The organism is Arthrobacter sp. GAS37, assembly GCF_044908325.1.
Classification (GTDB): Bacteria; Actinomycetota; Actinomycetes; order Actinomycetales; family Micrococcaceae; genus Arthrobacter; species Arthrobacter ramosus.
Genome location: NZ_JBIYDB010000017.1, coordinates 24,286 through 41,738, shown reverse-complemented (window position 1 = coordinate 41,738; position 17,453 = coordinate 24,286). Strand labels below are relative to the sequence as shown.

Below are 17,453 nucleotides of genomic sequence, written 5' to 3'. Positions count from 1 at the left end.
TTGAGTGTTGAAGAGCGCGTCAAAGAAGCGCGGACAGGAATGGTAAGTGCGATGAGTAACAACACCCTCGGGGCCTTCATGGAACAAGAGCTTGTTTCGCAGCCCGAGGTCTGGAAGCGGGCCATCGAGCAATGCGAACTTGAGCGAGCCAAGGCTGGGCACCTGCTTCCCGCTGACGGCGAGCGGATCGCCGTCGTCGGTTGCGGTACCTCATGGTTCATGGCGCAGAGCTATGCCGCTGCCCGCGAAGCCGCGGGCAACGGCGTCACCGACGCGTTCGCAGCATCCGAAGCCTTCCTCAATCACAACAGCGCCGGCCGCCAATACGACGCCGTCATCGCCATCACCCGCTCCGGCACCACCACGGAGGTACTTGAGCTCCTGGAAGCCGTGCGCGGAAAGGCCGTCAGCGGAAAACCCAGGACGATTGCGGTGATCGGGGACGTGAATTCGCCCATCACCACCCTGGCCGACGCCGTGATCGGCCTTCCCTACGCCGACGAGAAATCGGTGGTCCAGACCCGCTTCGCGACGACGGCCCTCGTGTACCTCCTGACGAGCCTGGGCATCGAGCTCGGCCCGGCAATCGAGGACGCCCGCACTGCCGTCACCGAGCCTGTTTCCCAGGAGCTGCTCGACGCCGAACAGTTCACCTTCCTCGGTACCGGCTGGACCGTTGGCCTGGCCCACGAAGCCGGCCTCAAGATGCGCGAAGCAGTGCAGGGCTGGACCGAATCCTATCCGGCGATGGAATACCGGCACGGGCCCATCTCCATTGCCGCGCCTGGCCGGGTGACGTGGATCTTCGGCCCGCAACCCGAGGGGCTGGACGCCGACATGAGCCGCACAGGCGCCCTCTACGTCAACACCGGCAAGCATCCGCTCGCCGAGCTGGCTCGGGTCCATAAGGTCACCCTGGAGCGGGCGCGCGTGCGCGGCCTAAACCCCGATCTTCCGCGCAACCTCACGCGCTCTGTTGTCCTGAACGCCACGGCCTAGGCAATCCCATGGTTCTCGGAGCCGCTGAATCCGCAGTCTTGGCCTTCGATGTCGGCGGCACGGATCTGAAGGCAGGCCTTGTCGACGCAGCCGGGAATGTCCTGGGCCTGCGCCGCACTGCTACGCCGCATGATCCCTTGCGGCCGGGCGAGTCGATCCTGGACGCCATCGCCGCGCTGGCTGCTGAGTTTGCCGCCGAATTCCCCGGCCACCCGGCGAAGGCCGCGTGCATTGTCGTTCCGGGAATCGTGGACTCCGACACCGGAGTGGGGATCTATTCGGCGAACCTGGGGTGGCGGAACTTTCCCTTTGGTGAAAAGGCCGCGCAGCGCCTCGGGCTGCCGGTCTCCTTCGGCCACGATGTCAGCACGGCCGCTGAAGCCGAATTCCGTTTCGGAGCGGCCCGCGATTTTCGAAACGTCGTGGTGATGGTGGTTGGCACCGGGATCGCCGCCGCCGTCATCTCCGACGGGTACCCGGTGCGCGCGGGCGGCTTCGCCGGGGAACTGGGCCACGCCCTCGTTCCGGACCCCGACGGCCCGGGCCACACGATCCTCGAGGCAGTCGGCTCCGCCGGAGCGATCGCCCGGCGTTACAGCGACAAAGCCGGAACTCCGCGCACCGGTGCCCGTGAAGTCCTCGAACGGGCCAAAGCAGGCGATGCACTTGCGGCACGGATCTGGGCCGACGCCGTGGATGCGCTCGCCTTCAGCCTCAGCCAATGCGTCAGCATCATCGGCACCGAAGCCGTGGTGGTGGGCGGCGGCCTTGCCGAAGCGGGAGAAGGACTCCTGCAGCCACTCCGTTCGCGCCTCGACGGACTGCTCGATTTCCAGCGCCGGCCCATCATCATGCGCGCCCAACTGGGCCAGGATGCAGGCCTGCTCGGCGCCGCCATGAGGGCCCGGGCCCTGCTCCCGGCCGCGAAGGCCGCCTCCGGCACGGGGACGAGGCGATGAAACAGCCCATGAAACGGGTCATCACCGTCTCGCCCAATCCGGCCATCGACCTCAGCTACCACGTCGCAGGCATCACCCCCGGAGCAAGCCATCGCGTCGCCGCACCCCTCAGCCGCGCAGGTGGAAAAGGCCTCAACGTTGCGCGCGTGGCACACCAGCTGGGCCACCCCGTGCTGGCCCTCGCCCCCTCGGGCGGCACGGCCGGTGCGGAATTCGCTGCCGAACTGCGCAGCAGCGGCGTGCCGCATCGCCTGATTCCGGTCGCCGTGGAAACACGGCGCAGCATCGCCCTCGTGGACACGGTGGGCGGCGAAACGTCCATCTTCAATGAAGAGGGGAGCCCGCTCCAACCGTCCGAATGGCAGGCACTGGCCGCCGCCGTCGTCGACGCCCTCGACGGGCAAAGCGCGGGAGTGCTTGTCGGTTCCGGCAGCCTGCCGCCCGGCGCACCCGCCGACTTCTACCCGGCGCTGGTGCGTCTCGCTCACGACGCCGGGATTCCCGCCGTCGTCGATACCTCCGGTCCCGGGATCATCGCCGCCGCACGGGCCGGGGCGGACCTCCTCAAGCCCAACAACCACGAACTCCTCGAAGCAACGGGGGAAGGCAGCCTGGACGTCGCGGCACGGCGATTGATCGCCCTCGGCGCCAAGACGGTCCTGGTCAGTGCCGGCGCTGAAGGCATGCTTGCGTTCCACCATGCCGCCCCCGGAGGCTACTGGAGCGCCCGGCTCCCGGAACCACTCAAAGGCAACCCCACGGGAGCCGGCGACGCCGGTGTGGCGGCGGCCGCCGTCGCGCTCGCCGCCGGCATCACCGACATCCCAACGATCCTCCGCCGGGCAACAGCCTGGTCCGCCGCCGCGGTGCTCATGCCGGCCGCCGGCGAGATCTCGCCGCTCTACGCGGACCTCGAAGACCAACTCATTCTCAGCTGGAAGGAGACCCTGTGACGCTCGTCAGTACACGGGAACTCATGGATACCGCCGCGGCCAACGGAATCGGACAGGGCGCCTTCAACGTCATCCACCTCGAAACAGCGGAAGGCCTGGTGGCCGGGGCGGAGACAGCGGGTGTCCCGTTGATCCTGCAAATCTCGGAGAACTGCGTCCGTTTCCACGGCGGACTCGTCCCGATTGCCCGGGGTGCCATGTCCATCGCCCGGGACTCTTCGGTGCCCGTGGCACTGCACCTGGACCACGCCGAATCCGAAGAGCTGGCCCTGCAGGCCGTCGACCTCGGGTTCGGGTCCGTCATGTACGACGGCGCGCACTTGCCCTATGACTCGAACGTTGAAGTCACGCGTCGGATCGCCAAATACGCCCAGGACCACGGGGTCTACGTCGAGGCCGAGCTCGGGAAAGTGGGAGGCAAGGACGGTGCCCATGCTCCGGGAGTCCGGACGGATCCGGCCGAGGCCCGCTCCTTCGTGGACGCCACCGGCGTCGACGCCCTCGCCGTCGCCGTCGGTTCCTCGCACGCGATGACCGAACGCAGTGCAGCCCTGGACTTGGCCCTCATCACCCGGCTCAAGGAGGCCGTCCGGCTGCCGCTCGTCCTTCACGGGTCCTCCGGCGTGGCGGATGAAACGCTGGTGGCGGCAATCCGGGCCGGTATGACTAAGATCAACGTATCCACACACTTGAACGGGTTCTTCACCCGCGCCGTCCGTGAGTACCTGGATGCCAACCCCTCGGTGGTGGACTCCCGCAAGTACATCAAGGCCGGACGGGACGCCCTGGTGTTGGAAACCGCACGTCTGCTGACGCTGTTCGCGAAAGTGAACTAGTCCCAATTTCCGGAAGGTTCGTGATGACCCGCAACGATCGACTGACAGCCATCCTTGATCTCCTCGCCGAGTCAGGGCATGTTGAGGTCGAGGATATCGTGACCCGACTGGCCGTCTCGCCGGCCACTGCGCGCCGTGATCTGGACAGCCTCGCCAAGCAGCGGCTGCTCAGCCGTACGCGCGGGGGTGCAACGACGGGATCGGTGGCCTACGAACTTCCGGGGCGATACAACAGGGATGACCACGCCGAGGCCAAGCAGCAAATTGCCTTGGCAGCTTCGGAGCTCATCATGCCCGGGGCAGTGATCGGACTCAGCGGCGGCACCACCAACACGGCCCTGGCCCAAGTGCTGTCCACACGCGAAGACTTGAACGCGCCCTCCAACCGGCCCATGCTGACGGTGGTCACCAACGCCATCAACATCGCGGCCCAGCTTGCCGTGCGCCCCAACATCAAGATCATGGTCACCGGCGGCATCCTGAACCCGCGTTCCTATGAACTGGTCGGGCCTTACACGGATGTCATCATGCAGAAGGTTGCCTTGGACATCGCCTTCATCGGCGTCAACGGAGTCGATCCCAAGATCGGCCCCACGATCACCGACGAGGGAGAAGCGATGGTGAATACCGTCATGGCCCGGCGCGCCACCGACTCCTATGTCCTGGCGGACTCCACGAAGATCGGCAAGCGCGCCTTCGCGGCAATGGCCGGGTACGATTTCCGGCGGCTCATCACGGATTCGGGCATCACGGCGGAGGACAAAGCAGCATTTGAAGCCAGCGGCACCGAAGTGATCGTGGCCAAGGACGCCTAGCGGCGTTGTGCCCGTCAGATGACCATCGGGGGAGCGTTCAGCACCGTTTCGTCCGTGCTGCGCTGCACCCACTGGCTGAACGGCGTATCGAGATCGTACTTGTCCTGGTCGTTTCGGATAAGCGTCCGTAGCTCCGCATTGCCCGGGTTGTTGAGGGACTCGAAGTACTCCACCGACCAGTGGAACCATCGCATGCAGAAGAGCCGCATGGTGAGCCCGTGGGTTACCAACAGGGTGTTGGGCGCGTAGTCGGGTTTTTCCCAGTGCCGGTACAGGGTTTCCATGAAGGACGAAATCCGGTCGTAGACATCGGAGCCTGATTCGCCCTCCCGGAACCGGTAGAAGAAGTGCCCGTAGAGGTTGCGAAGCTCCTTCTGGTCCCCGATGTCACCGGCAATCTGGAAGTTGGCCCAGTCCTGTTCACGCAGCCGGGGCTCCTCGACGACCCTTTCCGTGAGGCTGCCCAGATTCAGTGCCTCAAGGGTCTGGTATGCCCGAAGGTACGGCGAGACATAAACGCACACAGGTTCGCCGTCGAGCTTCCTGCGCAGTGCCTCACCCGCGGCCCGTGCCTGCTCGATGCCAAGCTCCGTCAGCGGGATGCGGTAATCGGGCACACGGTTGTAGATGGAAGTGTCGGCATTGGCGGCGGACTGGCCGTGCCGGATCATGAAGATTCGTGCTGGCGCGCTCATCCCACCAAGCATAGGGTCAGGAGCCGCCCGGCCTATGCAAGCAGACACCGGGGGACCCGGCTCCGAGGAAAACATCAGGCAAATAAAGGCAAGATAGGAGCATGCTCCTAGCCTCAACGCGCCGGTTGCGCGCCGAAGTACTGATTGTCCTTGGCCTGTCCCTGGGCCAATCGGCCGTGTACTCCGTGGTGCAGTTGTTGGACAAGATGACCCAGGGGCCCTTGGCCCATGCGACGTCCACCCTCAACCGCTCGCAAAGCACGCGCGAGTACTTCGATCTCACCTACCAGCTGTTGGATATCGCGTTCGCGCTGGTCCCTGTGGTGTTGGTGTTCTACTTCCTGTCTTTACACCGCCAAACGGCCGAGAGCCCCTCAGGTTTCACGCGGCTGGGCTTCAACTTCGCCTGCCCGGGCCGCGACGCCTTGCAAGGACTGGGCCTCGCCGCGCTGATCGGAATCCCGTCGCTGGGGCTCTACGCGGCCGGCCGCGCCCTGGGAATCACGACGGCGATCATCCCCAGCGGCCTGGACTCTTACTGGTGGACCGTGCCGGTGCTGGTCCTCTCCGCGGTGCGGCACGCCGTCGTCGAAGAAGTCATCGTGGTGGGCTACCTCCTGGACCGGTTCGGGAAGTTCGGCTGGAGCACCCCGCTGGCGATCGTGCTCAGCGCGCTCCTTCGGGGCAGTTACCACCTGTACCAAGGCTTCGGGCCCTTCATCGGCAACGCCGTGATGGGCCTGGTGTTTGGCTGGATCTACACGAAGACCAAACGGGTCATGCCGCTCGTGGTGGCCCACGCCCTCCTGGACATCGTGGCGTTCGTCGGCTTCAGCGTCTTCGGCAAGGCCATCGGGCTGGGGTAGAAACAACGCCGTTTCGCTAGGCGAGACCCGTATTCGCTGGGGACACCCGGGTTCGCCATGGACACCGTCGGATTCTGCTGGATCATTCTCTTCGCCAAAGTTGCCGGTCCCGTGATTCCGCGGGCCCGGAATTTGTCCATTCGAATGATTGAGCAGAATCCGACATCCAGCGAAGACGATCCCGGGACGGACATGACGCGCCCGGGATTTACACCCGTTTTGTCCTATCACCCGGGTTAGGAACAACGCCCTTAAAAGGTTTCGGCCGCCATTGCGGGGTGACGTCATTGGCACCCGCATATGGCGGCCGAAGTTTTTCCCGGGCCCTCCTGGCCCGATGGTCCGTCAAATGGTGACGGGATGGTCCGTCAGATGGTGACGGCTCCGTTGGCGGTTTCGAACGTTACCGACATGATTCCCGGCGTTCCGTGCGGAGCCATCCATTGGACTGCAACGTCCTCAAGCGGCTTCTCCACGGGCTCCCCGAGCCATTCGGTGACGCGCTCCGCGGAGCCGGCAATGGTGAGGCTGGACATCTTGACGTCGCTTGGGTAAACGAGGGACGGGTGAAGTGCAGGGTCGCCCTCCCAACGGAGCAAGTAGGGAACCTGGGGATCGGCGATGAGTCCCAGGATGCCTATCTGCGACCAGACGAGTTCGCGGCCGTCCGGAAACTTGCGGTTGCCGGGGACAGCGGCGCGTCCGAGCCGCTGTTCGAACGGGCTCAGGTCGTCAACAGCGACGCACCATCCCATCCACCCACCTCCTGCGGCGGAGCGTGCACGGACGGCTTGTCCAAAAGGTGCCTTGTCGGATGCCGGGTGGTCAAGGACCTCGACAACTTCCAGGTATTTGTGGTCAGCAAGGGGGATGATCATGTTCCGGGTACCGAAGCGCGGGTGCACTCCGCCCCGGACTGCGTCCACTCCCAATGCTGCGGAAATCCGCTCGGTGGTGGCCAAGAGGCCATCTCGTTCACAAGCGTAAGAGACGTGATCCATGCGCATGGCTTCATCTTGGCACTTTGTGATGGAGCTCTCAGCTAAGTCAAGCCTAACCAAGGTGGGATGTATCGAAAACGCAGCTCAGAGTCACTTCAGGACGCGCCAAGACCGAAAACTACTGTGTTCGTCACAAAGCTTCCGGAGCCCGCAATACCGTCCTTAGACTGGCGGCAACCGAACGCCGGCAGGCTGAATACCACAGCTCGGCAGGCTGAAGCACGGCAGAGAGCCCAGACAACCAGGAGTCCGCATGTCCCAAGGATGGTCATTCGAAACGCGCCAGATCCACGCCGGCCAGGAGCCGGACGCCGCCACCGGCGCCCGGGCACTCCCCATCTACCAGACCACCTCGTTCGTCTTTCCAAGCGCGGAAAGCGCGGCCAACCGCTTTGCGCTGGCTGAGTTGGCGCCCATCTACACCCGGATCGGCAACCCCACGCAGGATGCGGTGGAACAGCGCATAGCGAGCCTGGAGGGTGGCCTGGCGGCGCTCCTGCTGAGCTCCGGCCAAGCCGCGGAAACGTTCGCCATCCTCAACGTCGCCGAGGCGGGTGACCACGTGGTCGCCAGTCCGAGCCTCTACGGCGGCACCTACAACCTGCTCGCCCACACGCTGAAGAAATTCGGAATCTCGGTCACCTTCGTCGAGGACCCGGACAACCTCGACCACTGGCGCGACGCCGTGCAGCCAAATACCAAGCTGTTCTTCGCCGAAGTCGTCTCGAACCCCCGCCAGGACGTTTTGGACATCGAGGGCGTCTCCCGCATCGCGCACGAGGCCGGAGTCCCGCTCGTCGTCGACAACACCCTCGCCACGCCCTACCTGATCCGGCCCATCGAGTGGGGCGCGGACATCGTGGTGCATTCGGCCACCAAGTACCTGGGCGGGCACGGATCTGCCATAGCCGGTGTCATCGTGGACTCCGGCAACTTCGATTTCGGCAAGGACCCCGAGCGGTTCCCCAACTTCAACACTCCGGACCCCAGCTACAACGGCCTGGTCTATGCCCGCGACCTCGGCAAGGACGGTGCCCTCGGCGCGAACCTCTCCTACATCCTCAAGGCCCGGGTCCAGCTTCTGCGCGACCTCGGCTCGGCAGTATCCCCGTTCAACGCTTTCCTGATCTCCCAAGGAATCGAAACCCTCAGCCTGCGGGTGGAACGCCACGTGGGCAACGCCACTAAAGTGGCGCAATGGCTCGAAGGGCGCGACGACGTTGAATCGGTCGCGTACGCGGGGCTGCCTTCCAGTCCGTGGTTCGAACGCGGGCGGAAGTACGGACCCCGGGGCACTGGCGCCGTGGTGTCCTTCACCATCCGCGGCGGGATCGACGCCGGCAAACGCTTCGTAGACGCCTTGGAGCTGCATTCGCACGTGGCAAACATCGGCGACGTCCGTTCCTTGGTTATCCACCCCGCGTCCACGACACACAGCCAGCTGACCCCGGAACAGCAGGCCGTGGCCGGAGTGACCCCGGGCCTGGTGCGGCTGTCCGTCGGGATCGAGCACATCGACGACATCCTCGCGGACCTCGAGTCAGGATTCCGGGCGGCCAAGGGCGCCTAGACGCATTGCCGGTTCGTTCAATGACGGGGCGCCCACTCCTGGGGGCGCCCCGTCTCTCGCTTAACCAGCGAGGAAGTACCCGGAAGTGTCGGCGAGGAGCTCCACTGTGCCGTTGGAGTTGTTGGTGAAGGTAATGGTGCCATCGGGAGCAACGGGCGTAATGGCGAAGTTCGGGATGATCTGTCCCGTCGCGAAGTTCACGTTCGAGGTACCAGGTTGCGTGCTTCCTCCGGCGTAGGCGGTGATGAAGCCGAACGACGACGGATTGGCCACGGTGATGTTCATCGCGACCGCGGAGACGCCGGATGCTTGGACGCCGCCACGGCCGGTGACCTTGACGCTGATGGTCTGCCCGGGGGCGACCGGTCCGTGGAATCCGCCGGTTCCGTCACGGGTGTCCAATTGCCGGAACGGGATCTGGGCGGAAAACGCGCCGGCAGTTGACGGTATGCCTGCAAGGTAATAGCCCGAGGTATCGGCAATGATCTGGACGGTTCCGCCGGAGGTGTTCGTGAATGAAATCGTCCCGTCGGGAGCGACGGGCGTGATGGCGAAGTTCGGGACGATCTGTCCCGTCGCGTAATTCACGTTCGAGGCGTTCGGTCGCGGAGTCCCGCCCGCGTACGCAGTGATGAAGCCGAACGACGACGGATTGGCCACCGTGATGTTCATCGCGACCGCGGAAACCCCGGAAGAGGGAATGCCACCCTGCCCGGTGACGCGGACCCTGATGGTTTGCCCCGGCGCGACCGGTCCGGTGACGCCGCCGACACCGTTCCGGGTATCCAGTTGCCGGAACGGAGCCTGGGCGGAGAACGTCCCGGGAGCGGGTGATGCGCCAGCGGTGAGGTAGTAGCCGGTGATGTCGGCGATGAGTTGGACCGTGCCGTTGGAGCTATTCGTGAAGGAAATCGTTCCGTCGGACCCGACCGGCGTGATCGCGAAATTCGGGACGATCTGCCCGGGAGCAAAATTCAGGTTCGAGGTCGCCGGCCGATTGGTTCCGCCTGCGTAGGCGGTGATGAAGCCATTCGACGTCGGGTTGGCCACTGTGATGTTCATTGCGACAGCGGAAACTCCGGTAGCTGGGAGGCCGCCGCGTCCGGCAACCTTGACGCTTATGGTCTGTCCGGGGGCGACCGGCCCGTTGACACCACCGGTCCCGTCTCGCGTGTCAAGCTGCCTGCAAGGGGTCGTAGCCGCAAAACCGCCCAAAGGGTCCTGTGATGGAGAAAAGAGCGAAGCGCTGACGTAAAGCAGCCGGTTTGGCATGCAGTTCCCAGTCGACTGAACTATTCCGGCCGTTGAGCCGACCGTCAGCGTTGCCGAGACCTGCGCAGGGCTCCACGATGGATGCATGGAGAGGAGCATCGCGGCAGCTCCTGCCACATGCGGAGAGGCCATGGAGGTTCCGCTCAAGGTGGCCGTTGCGGTGGGCGAGGTAATCCAATCAGAAACGATACTGACGCCCGGCGCGTAGAGATCCACACAAGGGCCGTAGTTGGAGAACGATGCTTGGTGATCTGACATATCGGAGGCGGCCACTGTCAGAGCCGCCGGCACGCGTCCGGGAGAACTATTGCATGCATCGGCGGCCGGCAAGCCCTTTTGGCCTTGGTTGCCCGCTGCCAGGGTCACGCTGACGCCGTGATCGATGACGCCCTGAACTGCCGCGTCGACGGTTGTGTCTATCGCGTCCGCGCTCAGGCTGAGGTTGGCCACGGCGGGGGTTCCGGCTTGGTGATTCGCGACAATCCAGTCCAGCCCGGCAATGACATCGGATGAGTAGCCCGAGCCATTGCATCCGAGCACCCGGACAGGGACGATGTTTGCAGACTTGGCGACGCCGTACTTGGTCCCGGCGATAGTCCCGGAAACGTGGGTTCCGTGGCCGTTGCAGTCCTCGGTGCCATGGCCGTCGTCGGGGGTGACGCCGGCAAATCCGGGGAGGATGCGGCCGCTGAAATCCGTGTTGGCGGAATAGATCCCGGTGTCCACGACGTAGACGGACACACCCCCACCGCTCGACGGCGGTGTGTAGCTTCCATCCAAAGGAAGTGCGCGCTGGTCGATCCGGTCAAGGCCCCAAGAGGGGGCAGGCTGCTGAGTGTCCGAAATCCGCACCGGGGTGTCCCGCTCGACCGACGCCACGTGGCTCGACTTCGCCAACGCAGCGGCCTTGGCGGGCGTCGCCGTGACGACTGCGGCCTTCACGGCATGCGTGAACGTCTTGTCCACCGCGACTCCTTGCGAGCGCAGCTCCGCGGTCTTGCCGGCAACGTCCGCGCCGTCGGCGTAGTGGACCACGTATCGGTCTTCGCCAGCTGCCGGAGTTGTGTCGGCATGCGCCGGCAGCGGCACTCCCACAGTGAAACCTGATACCAGCATGAACAGGGCTATCGGAACGACGCCGAATGGCTTTTTCACGAGCTTCAATCTTCCTGTGACGCAGGGCCGCGGGCGCAAGAACGGGCGCACAATGCGGATGCAATGAAAACGCAGACTGCTGCGCCCAATTCTATCTCCAGTCACACAGGCATCACCCGTCTCTTCAATTTCAGACGTCCGCAGCCCCTGCTTCGTGAACAAAACGCGGCCGAGTGTCACAAAGATGTCATAATCTTCGTCAGAAGGGGTCCGGTTTTCCTAGACTCTTCCTATAGGTCATGAGTGCCAGTGACAGCCCCGGCTTGCTGGCCGGCAACCCTCCATTCGCGGCGGGGTGCCCCGGGTGAAGACCTGGCCCTTCGCTGTATTGGCGGCGGGCAAGCGCGATGTGAGGTGTCAACGAATGACAATTGCTGCAACAGCCATACCCCTTTCCGGTACCCCGGACGGAACCCTCAAGTATGTTTCCGTGGGCGGACTCGAGCTGGAGGCCGGGGGTTTCCTGCCGGAGGTCGTCCTCGCGTACGAGACGTGGGGGCGGCTCAACGCAGACGCCTCCAACGCTGTCCTGGTGGAACACGCCCTGACCGGCAGCACCCATGTGGCCCGTGGCGAGAGCGATGAAGAAGGCTGGTGGGAGCAACTCGTTGGTCCCGGCGCCACCATCGACACGGACCGCTACTTCGTGGTCTCCGTCAACATCGTGGGAGGCTGCTACGGCAGCACCGGGCCGTCGTCGAGCGCTCCTGACGGCAGACCGTGGGGCTCCCGCTTCCCGCTCGTGACCCTGCGGGACAGCACCGTCGCCGAAGCCCGGCTGGCCGACGCTTTGGGGATCCGCAGCTGGCACACCGTCGTCGGCGGGTCCATGGGTGGTGCACGCGCACTTGAATGGGCCGTCAGCTATCCGGACCGCGTCAAACGATGCGCCGTGATTTCGATCGGGGCGTACAGCACTGCCGAGCAGATCGCCTTTGCGCAGGCCCAGACGCTCGCCATCCGGCAGGACGCCGACTTCAACAGCGGGGACTACTATGGCCAGGCCGCGCCCGAGGCGGGGTTGGCCCTGGCCCGGCGGATCGCCCACATCACCTATCGTTCGGCGGATGAACTGGACTTCCGCTTCGGCCGGAACGCCCAAGGCGGCGAGACACCCCTTCAGGCTGCCGCGTTGGGGGACCGGGGCCGCTACCAGGTGGAGAGCTACCTCGACCACCAGGGAAGCAAACTGGTCCAGCGCTTCGACGCCAACAGCTACATCGCCATCACCGAGGCCCTCATGAGCCACGACATCACCCGCGGCCGGGGCTCCTTGGAGGAGGCGCTGTCCGTGGCAACTGCAAAATTCTTCATTGCCTCAGTGGACTCGGACCGCCTCTACTTCCCGGAACAATCCCACGAGCTGGCCAAGGCCTTGCCCGGAGAGGTCCCGGTTCACGTAATCGAGGCGCCGATCGGGCACGACGGGTTCCTCACCGAGATCGGACAGCTCGGTCCCCAGCTGCGAGAGGCCTTCTTCGGCTGAATCAGCCGTTCATGATCTCCTGGCGGAGCTTCATGTAGTCCTCCATGGCGATTTTCCCGTCGCTGTACTCCTGGTCCAGTTCGGCAAGTTTCCGTGCCCGGTAGCCTTGGGGCGCACTGTTCGGCTGGGGAGCGGCCGACGACGGCGGAGCGGCCTGCGGTGCGGGCCTCGCCACCGGAGGTTGCGGCTCAGCCGGGATGATTACCGGGGGTTGCTCCGGGTATCCGACGGGATAGTTCTGTGAAGGATAGGACTGCCCGGGGTAATTCTGCGGAGGGAAGTCCCGGAGCCTGCGCTGGCGCGATCGGTTGTACATGCGGATCCCCATGGGAATCAGCCAAGAGCAGACGATGATCCAGAAGATCAAGTTGTTCACGGTGGAGGCCTCCTAGGTCTTTCACCAGCTTAGCCCCGCTCCCTGTAACCCACCCCGTGGTTCCCGGTCAGATCCGGGGAAGGATCGTCTCGGCAGGACCGAAGACGGGCCCCGGCGTCGGGCGTTTCGGCAGGATTCCATCGCCTGAGGACTGGTGCCGGATCCGGCGGATGACCCACGGGACAAAATACTCCCGTGCCCATACGAGGTCGCCCGAGCGGGCTTCGCGCCAACTGCGCTGGGGGAGCGGTTTGGGGAACAGCGGTTCGAGGTTGTGCGGCACATTGAGGGAATCGAGGACCATTGCTGCGACGGTGTGATGGCCGAGCGGCGAGAAATGCAGGCGGTCTTCGTCCCACATCTGGGAGTTGGAGAGTTGCCGCAGGGACCACATATCAGCGACCACCGCATCGTGCCGGGTGGCCACAGTGCGGAGGTTTTCGTTGTAGATGGCCACCTTGCCGCGGATCCGGCCGAGTACTGATGACACAGTGTCCGGACCGTTGAAAAGAACCACGGTGGCGCCGTCGGAACTCAGGGTCTGAACGGCGGCATCGAGTTTCTCGGCCAAGGAGTCGGGATCGCCGCCGGGACGGATGAGGTCGTTGCCACCTGCGGAGATGCTCACAAGGTCCGGCTTGAGGTCCATGCACGGGCCAAGTTGTTCGTCGAGGATCTGCTGTAGCAGCCGCCCGCGGATGGCAAGGTTGGCGTAAGCGAAATCCCGGTGCCCCCGGCTCAGTTCCTCGGCTACGCGGTCGGCCCAGCCGCGATGTCCCCCGGGGTTGTCGGGCTCGGGGTCGCCGATGCCTTCGGCAAAGGAATCACCCAATGCCACGTAGCGGGTCCACGGATGATTCCGCTCGTCCGGCTTCGGCCCCACCGTGGAATCAGTGTCACTCACGTTCATATCCTGCCTCTTGCTGCAACGCTACGCGCCCGTAGCTTGTTACTCATGGGTAACTGCAACAATAGTCCCATGAGTCAAGCTTCCGCCTTTCCTGCCCCGGTCGTTTTGTGGTCCCACGAAGAGGAAGAACGGGCTGGAAAGCCGTTGCTGGTCCTGTTGCACGGTTACGGATCCAACGAGCAAGACCTCTTCAGCCTTGCCGGACTGTTGCCCCAGGACTTCGTCGTCGCCTCGCTCCGCGCACCGATCGCCACGGGCCCGGGCTTCACGTGGTTCCCGCTCACGGCGTCCATCGACTACTCGCTCGACGCCGTCAAGGATGCCGCGGAGTACGTGTTTTCCTGGTTGGACTCGTTCAAGTCCAACCACAGTTCGGTGACGCTCCTCGGATTTTCCATGGGCATGGCCATGGCCACCTCGCTGCTCCGGCAGCGCCCGGCGGACTTCGCCGCCGTCGTCGGGCTTTCAGGCTTCGCCGTCGACGCCGATGCCGACCCCGCGTTCCGTGACGCCGAACTGGACGGTTCCGTGCCGCTCTTCTGGGGACGGGACCAGCAGGACCCCGTCATCACCCCGGACAAGATCGAATTCACCATGGGGTGGGTGCGAAAGCACACGGACCTCACCAAGGTGCTCTACACAGGCATGTGGCACGGCATCAACCAGCAGGAAATCGGCCACGTGGGCGAATTCCTGGAGCACAAGGTCCTCACGTCCGTCTGAAAGCAACGCGGGGTCACTTACGGCCCATTCTGAGGCACGTGATGGGCCATAAGTGACCCCGCGTTGCCTAAGAGAGCTAGGAAGCGGCGGTGATCCGCACCGTCTTTCCGTTGACGGTCACGGTGTCGCCTACATGGAGCTGGCGGCCGCGTCGATCGTCGATCTCGCCGTTGACTTTGACCAGGCCGTTCTTGATGAGTTCCGTGGCTTCCACGCCGTCCTCCACCAGGTTGGCGAGCTTCAGGAGCTGACCGAGTCGGATCATGTCGTCGCGGATGGGGATTTCTTCGATTTCCGGGTTGCTCATACAAGCAATGATGCCTGAAGTAAGGTGGTGAAAATGCCGCGATCGTCCCGTCCCTTGCTCACCGGTCTGCTCCTTGCCGTGGCAACCGGACTCGTGATTCCCCTTCAGGGCCGAATCAACGGCGCCCTGGGAGCAACGCTCGACGACGGCATCGCGGCCGCCGTCGTGAGTTTCACCACCGGGCTGGTTCTGATCGCCGCGATCGGACTGGCGCTGCCGAAGGGCCGCGCCGCCCTGCGAAGGATCCTGCCGGCCCTCAAGGAGCGGAGCTTTCCACGGTTCTACGTTCTTGCCGGCGGCATCGGCGCCCTGTTCGTGTTTGCCCAATCGTTCACAGTTGGCCTGCTTGGCGTGGCCTTGTTCACGGTCGCTGCGGTGACTGGCCAGACCCTGAGCGGACTACTCGTGGACCGGCTCGGCATCGGACCGGGCGGCAAACGCTCGATCACCGGGGTCCGCATCCTCGGCAGCGTCCTGACGATCGCCGCCGTCGTCTGGGCCGTTTCGCCGCGCCTCGGGGCAGCGGCCGACGTCGGGTCCTTGCTGCTCCCGATCCTGCTGCCCGTCGTGGCGGGCTGCCTGATGAGCTTCCAGCAGGCAATGAACGGCACGGCGACTGTGCACTACGGCAGCCCTATCGCCGCGACGCTGGTGAATTTCGTGGCCGGAACGGTCATTCTCTGGATTGCCTGGCTCATCAAAGTGTTGCTGCTTGGTCCCGGCCACGCCCTGCCTGCTGAATGGTGGTATTACTTGGGCGGGCCAATGGGCTGCGTCTTTATCGGCCTGGCTGCCTTGTTGGTCCGCAGCCTCGGTGTCCTGGTGACCGGGCTGGGCATGATCGCCGGACAGTTGCTCGGATCGCTCGGGCTTGACCTGGTCCTGCCTGCTCCGGGAACCGTGGTTGCCCTGCCCACGATCCTTGGCACCTTGCTAACGCTGTTCGCCATCATCGTGGCCACGCTGCCTTGGCCGAAGGGCGCGCTCTCTTCCCGCCGTCCCGCCAGGGGCCAATCAAGCCAGTCCGGAGGCAGGACCGCGGCCAAAGGCCGGTAGGCTAGGACACGCAGCTTCCTGCACAGCATTACCTTCGCGCACAACCACGGACCGCACCCAGCGGCCCTGTAGAACATTGGAGTACCCATGGCAGCAAAATCCGTCCTCGACCAGGTCATTTCCCTCTCCAAGCGGAGGGGCTTCGTGTTCCAGGCCGGTGAAATCTATGGTGGCTCCCGGTCCGCGTGGGACTACGGCCCCCTCGGTGCCGAGCTCAAGGAAAACATCAAGCGCCAATGGTGGCAGAGCGTAGTCCGCGGCCGCGAAGATGTAGTGGGCCTGGATTCCTCCGTGATCCTGCCCCGCCAGGTATGGGAAGCCTCCGGGCACGTCGAGGTGTTCTCCGACCCGCTGGTCGAGTGCCTTTCCTGCCACAAGCGCTACCGCGCCGACCACCTCGAGGAAGAGTACGAGGAAAAGAAGGGCCGTCCCGCCGAAAACGGGCTCAAGGACATCGCCTGCGCCAACTGCGGCACCCGCGGCCAATGGACCGAACCGCAGGAGTTCTCCGGCCTGCTCAAGACCTTCCTTGGCCCCGTGGCCAGTGAAGAAGGCCTGCACTACCTGCGACCGGAAACCGCGCAGGGCATCTTCGTCAACTTCAGCAACGTGCTCACCACGTCCCGCAAGAAGCCGCCGTTCGGTATCGGCCAGATCGGCAAGTCCTTCCGCAACGAAATCACGCCGGGCAACTTCATCTTCCGCACCCGCGAGTTCGAACAGATGGAAATGGAATTCTTCGTCGAGCCGGGCACGGACGAGGAATGGCACCAGTACTGGATGAAGGAACGCATGTCCTGGTACACCGGTCTGGGCATCCGGCCGGAGAACCTGCGTTTCTTCGAGCACCCGTTGGACAAGCTCAGCCACTACTCCAAGGGCACCACGGACATCGAGTACCGCTTCGGTTTCCAGGGCTCCGAGTGGGGCGAGCTCGAGGGCATCGCCAACCGCACCGACTTCGACCTCTCGACCCACTCGAAGGCATCCGGCCAGGACCTCAGCTACTTCAACCAGGCCACCAATGAGCGCTACACGCCGTACGTCATTGAACCGGCCGCCGGCCTGACGCGGTCCTTCATGGCCTTCCTCGTGGACGCCTATACAGAGGACGAGGCACCCAACGCCAAGGGCGGCGTCGACGTCCGCACCGTCCTGAAGCTTGACCCGCGCCTGGCGCCGGTCAAGGCAGCCGTGCTGCCCCTGAGCCGCAACGAGGACCTGTCCCCGAAGGCGAAAGACCTGGGTGCCCAGCTGCGCAAGAACTGGAACATCGACTTCGACGACGCCGGCGCCATCGGCCGCCGCTACCGTCGCCAGGACGAGATCGGTACCCCGTTCTGCATCACCGTCGACTTCGACACGCTCGATGACCAGGCCGTCACCATCCGTGAGCGCGACACCATGAGCCAGGAACGTGTGTCCCTGGACAAGGTGGAGGGCTACCTGGCCGCACGACTGATCGGCGCCTAAG

At 64.5% G+C, this 17,453-nt stretch carries 17 protein-coding genes and 1 riboswitch; of the genes, 11 read left to right on the top strand and 6 right to left on the bottom strand.

What is annotated here, in order from left to right:
- Window positions 1-51 precede the first annotated feature (51 nt).
- Genes ABH924_RS14600 through ABH924_RS14580 form a run of 5 tightly spaced genes read left to right on the top strand, consistent with a single transcriptional unit; the run spans window position 52 to window position 4,562 of the window.
- Window positions 52-999, top strand: a complete 948-nt coding sequence (locus ABH924_RS14600; RefSeq protein WP_404499850.1) for an SIS domain-containing protein — start codon at window positions 52-54, stop codon at window positions 997-999.
- An 8-nt stretch (window positions 1,000-1,007) separates the two neighbouring features.
- Window positions 1,008-1,958, top strand: a complete 951-nt coding sequence (locus tag ABH924_RS14595; RefSeq protein ID WP_404499848.1) for an ROK family protein — start codon at window positions 1,008-1,010, stop codon at window positions 1,956-1,958.
- Entirely contained in the window at window positions 1,955-2,911 is a 957-nt protein-coding gene (locus ABH924_RS14590; protein ID WP_404499846.1) for a 1-phosphofructokinase family hexose kinase, read from the top strand. Before ABH924_RS14595 ends, ABH924_RS14590 begins: the two co-directional genes overlap by 4 nt.
- A complete protein-coding gene (locus ABH924_RS14585; protein ID WP_404499844.1) occupies window positions 2,908-3,747 on the top strand; it encodes a ketose-bisphosphate aldolase in 840 nt (279 codons plus the stop codon). Before ABH924_RS14590 ends, ABH924_RS14585 begins: the two co-directional genes overlap by 4 nt.
- A 23-nt stretch (window positions 3,748-3,770) precedes the next feature.
- Window positions 3,771-4,562, top strand: a complete 792-nt coding sequence (locus ABH924_RS14580) for a DeoR/GlpR family DNA-binding transcription regulator (protein WP_234750768.1) — start codon at window positions 3,771-3,773, stop codon at window positions 4,560-4,562.
- Between the two features lie 14 nt (window positions 4,563-4,576).
- Here ABH924_RS14580 and ABH924_RS14575 read toward each other — a convergent pair whose 3' ends face one another.
- Entirely contained in the window at window positions 4,577-5,257 is a 681-nt protein-coding gene (locus tag ABH924_RS14575; RefSeq protein WP_234750767.1) for a histidine phosphatase family protein, read from the bottom strand.
- 101 nt (window positions 5,258-5,358) lie between these two features.
- Between ABH924_RS14575 and ABH924_RS14570 the strand changes: the two genes are divergently transcribed.
- Window positions 5,359-6,123: a CPBP family intramembrane glutamic endopeptidase gene (locus tag ABH924_RS14570; protein WP_404499841.1), complete on the top strand. Its 765-nt coding sequence runs from the start codon at window positions 5,359-5,361 to the stop codon at window positions 6,121-6,123.
- 368 nt (window positions 6,124-6,491) lie between these two features.
- Here the strand turns inward: ABH924_RS14570 and ABH924_RS14565 are convergent, their stop codons facing one another.
- Entirely contained in the window at window positions 6,492-7,130 is a 639-nt protein-coding gene (locus ABH924_RS14565) for a VOC family protein (RefSeq protein WP_028266517.1), read from the bottom strand.
- A 247-nt stretch (window positions 7,131-7,377) separates the two neighbouring features.
- On the opposite strand from ABH924_RS14565, the gene ABH924_RS14560 reads away from it, so the two are divergent.
- Window positions 7,378-8,694: a bifunctional o-acetylhomoserine/o-acetylserine sulfhydrylase gene (locus ABH924_RS14560; protein ID WP_404499839.1), complete on the top strand. Its 1,317-nt coding sequence runs from the start codon at window positions 7,378-7,380 to the stop codon at window positions 8,692-8,694.
- A 60-nt stretch (window positions 8,695-8,754) separates the two neighbouring features.
- Here ABH924_RS14560 and ABH924_RS14555 read toward each other — a convergent pair whose 3' ends face one another.
- On the bottom strand, window positions 8,755-11,121 hold the full coding sequence (locus ABH924_RS14555; RefSeq protein WP_404499837.1) for a S8 family peptidase: 2,367 nt from the start codon (window positions 11,119-11,121) through the stop codon (window positions 8,755-8,757).
- A 235-nt stretch (window positions 11,122-11,356) separates the two neighbouring features.
- Window positions 11,357-11,472: riboswitch (SAM riboswitch) on the top strand.
- 13 nt (window positions 11,473-11,485) lie between these two features.
- Here ABH924_RS14555 and ABH924_RS14550 point away from each other — a divergent pair.
- Window positions 11,486-12,607 (top strand): homoserine O-acetyltransferase, encoded by a 1,122-nt coding sequence (locus tag ABH924_RS14550; protein WP_404499835.1) that lies wholly within the window; start codon window positions 11,486-11,488, stop codon window positions 12,605-12,607.
- 1 nt (window position 12,608) lies between these two features.
- On the opposite strand, the gene ABH924_RS14545 is transcribed toward ABH924_RS14550, so the two are convergent.
- Together ABH924_RS14545 and ABH924_RS14540 are read right to left on the bottom strand one after the other, a co-directional pair.
- Complete coding sequence (locus ABH924_RS14545; protein ID WP_404499833.1) at window positions 12,609-12,983, bottom strand: hypothetical protein; 375 nt, start codon at window positions 12,981-12,983, stop codon at window positions 12,609-12,611.
- Between the two features lie 67 nt (window positions 12,984-13,050).
- A complete protein-coding gene (locus ABH924_RS14540) occupies window positions 13,051-13,893 on the bottom strand; it encodes an SGNH/GDSL hydrolase family protein (RefSeq protein ID WP_404499831.1) in 843 nt (280 codons plus the stop codon).
- Window positions 13,894-13,962: 69 nt separating this feature from the next.
- On the opposite strand from ABH924_RS14540, the gene ABH924_RS14535 reads away from it, so the two are divergent.
- Complete coding sequence (locus ABH924_RS14535) at window positions 13,963-14,616, top strand: alpha/beta hydrolase (RefSeq protein WP_404499829.1); 654 nt, start codon at window positions 13,963-13,965, stop codon at window positions 14,614-14,616.
- A gap of 76 nt (window positions 14,617-14,692) precedes the next feature.
- On the opposite strand, the gene ABH924_RS14530 is transcribed toward ABH924_RS14535, so the two are convergent.
- Window positions 14,693-14,923, bottom strand: a complete 231-nt coding sequence (locus ABH924_RS14530; RefSeq protein ID WP_404499827.1) for an RNA-binding S4 domain-containing protein — start codon at window positions 14,921-14,923, stop codon at window positions 14,693-14,695.
- A 33-nt stretch (window positions 14,924-14,956) separates the two neighbouring features.
- Here ABH924_RS14530 and ABH924_RS14525 point away from each other — a divergent pair, with 33 nt between their 5' ends.
- Both ABH924_RS14525 and ABH924_RS14520 read left to right on the top strand, forming a co-directional pair.
- A complete protein-coding gene (locus ABH924_RS14525) occupies window positions 14,957-15,979 on the top strand; it encodes a DMT family transporter (protein ID WP_404499825.1) in 1,023 nt (340 codons plus the stop codon).
- An 87-nt stretch (window positions 15,980-16,066) separates the two neighbouring features.
- The gene (locus ABH924_RS14520) at window positions 16,067-17,452 is read left to right on the top strand and encodes a glycine--tRNA ligase (RefSeq protein WP_234750757.1); all 1,386 of its coding nucleotides are present in this window, start codon (window positions 16,067-16,069) and stop codon (window positions 17,450-17,452) included.
- The last annotated feature ends 1 nt before the right edge of the window (window position 17,453 follow it).

What these genes read in the sequence shown, in the direction of transcription:
- ABH924_RS14530 (WP_404499827.1), bottom strand. Translation starts at nt 14,923, where the DNA reads ATGAGCAACCCGGAAATCGAAGAAATCCCCATCCGCGACGACATGATC.
- ABH924_RS14600 (WP_404499850.1), top strand. Translation starts at nt 52, where the DNA reads ATGAGTAACAACACCCTCGGGGCCTTCATGGAACAAGAGCTTGTTTCG.
- ABH924_RS14570 (WP_404499841.1), top strand. Translation starts at nt 5,359, where the DNA reads ATGCTCCTAGCCTCAACGCGCCGGTTGCGCGCCGAAGTACTGATTGTC.
- ABH924_RS14590 (WP_404499846.1), top strand. Translation starts at nt 1,955, where the DNA reads ATGAAACAGCCCATGAAACGGGTCATCACCGTCTCGCCCAATCCGGCC.
- ABH924_RS14560 (WP_404499839.1), top strand. Translation starts at nt 7,378, where the DNA reads ATGTCCCAAGGATGGTCATTCGAAACGCGCCAGATCCACGCCGGCCAG.
- ABH924_RS14520 (WP_234750757.1), top strand. Translation starts at nt 16,067, where the DNA reads ATGGCAGCAAAATCCGTCCTCGACCAGGTCATTTCCCTCTCCAAGCGG.
- ABH924_RS14550 (WP_404499835.1), top strand. Translation starts at nt 11,486, where the DNA reads ATGACAATTGCTGCAACAGCCATACCCCTTTCCGGTACCCCGGACGGA.
- ABH924_RS14575 (WP_234750767.1), bottom strand. Translation starts at nt 5,257, where the DNA reads ATGAGCGCGCCAGCACGAATCTTCATGATCCGGCACGGCCAGTCCGCC.
- ABH924_RS14535 (WP_404499829.1), top strand. Translation starts at nt 13,963, where the DNA reads ATGAGTCAAGCTTCCGCCTTTCCTGCCCCGGTCGTTTTGTGGTCCCAC.
- ABH924_RS14595 (WP_404499848.1), top strand. Translation starts at nt 1,008, where the DNA reads ATGGTTCTCGGAGCCGCTGAATCCGCAGTCTTGGCCTTCGATGTCGGC.
- ABH924_RS14540 (WP_404499831.1), bottom strand. Translation starts at nt 13,893, where the DNA reads ATGAACGTGAGTGACACTGATTCCACGGTGGGGCCGAAGCCGGACGAG.
- ABH924_RS14525 (WP_404499825.1), top strand. Translation starts at nt 14,957, where the DNA reads ATGCCGCGATCGTCCCGTCCCTTGCTCACCGGTCTGCTCCTTGCCGTG.
- ABH924_RS14580 (WP_234750768.1), top strand. Translation starts at nt 3,771, where the DNA reads ATGACCCGCAACGATCGACTGACAGCCATCCTTGATCTCCTCGCCGAG.
- ABH924_RS14565 (WP_028266517.1), bottom strand. Translation starts at nt 7,130, where the DNA reads ATGCGCATGGATCACGTCTCTTACGCTTGTGAACGAGATGGCCTCTTG.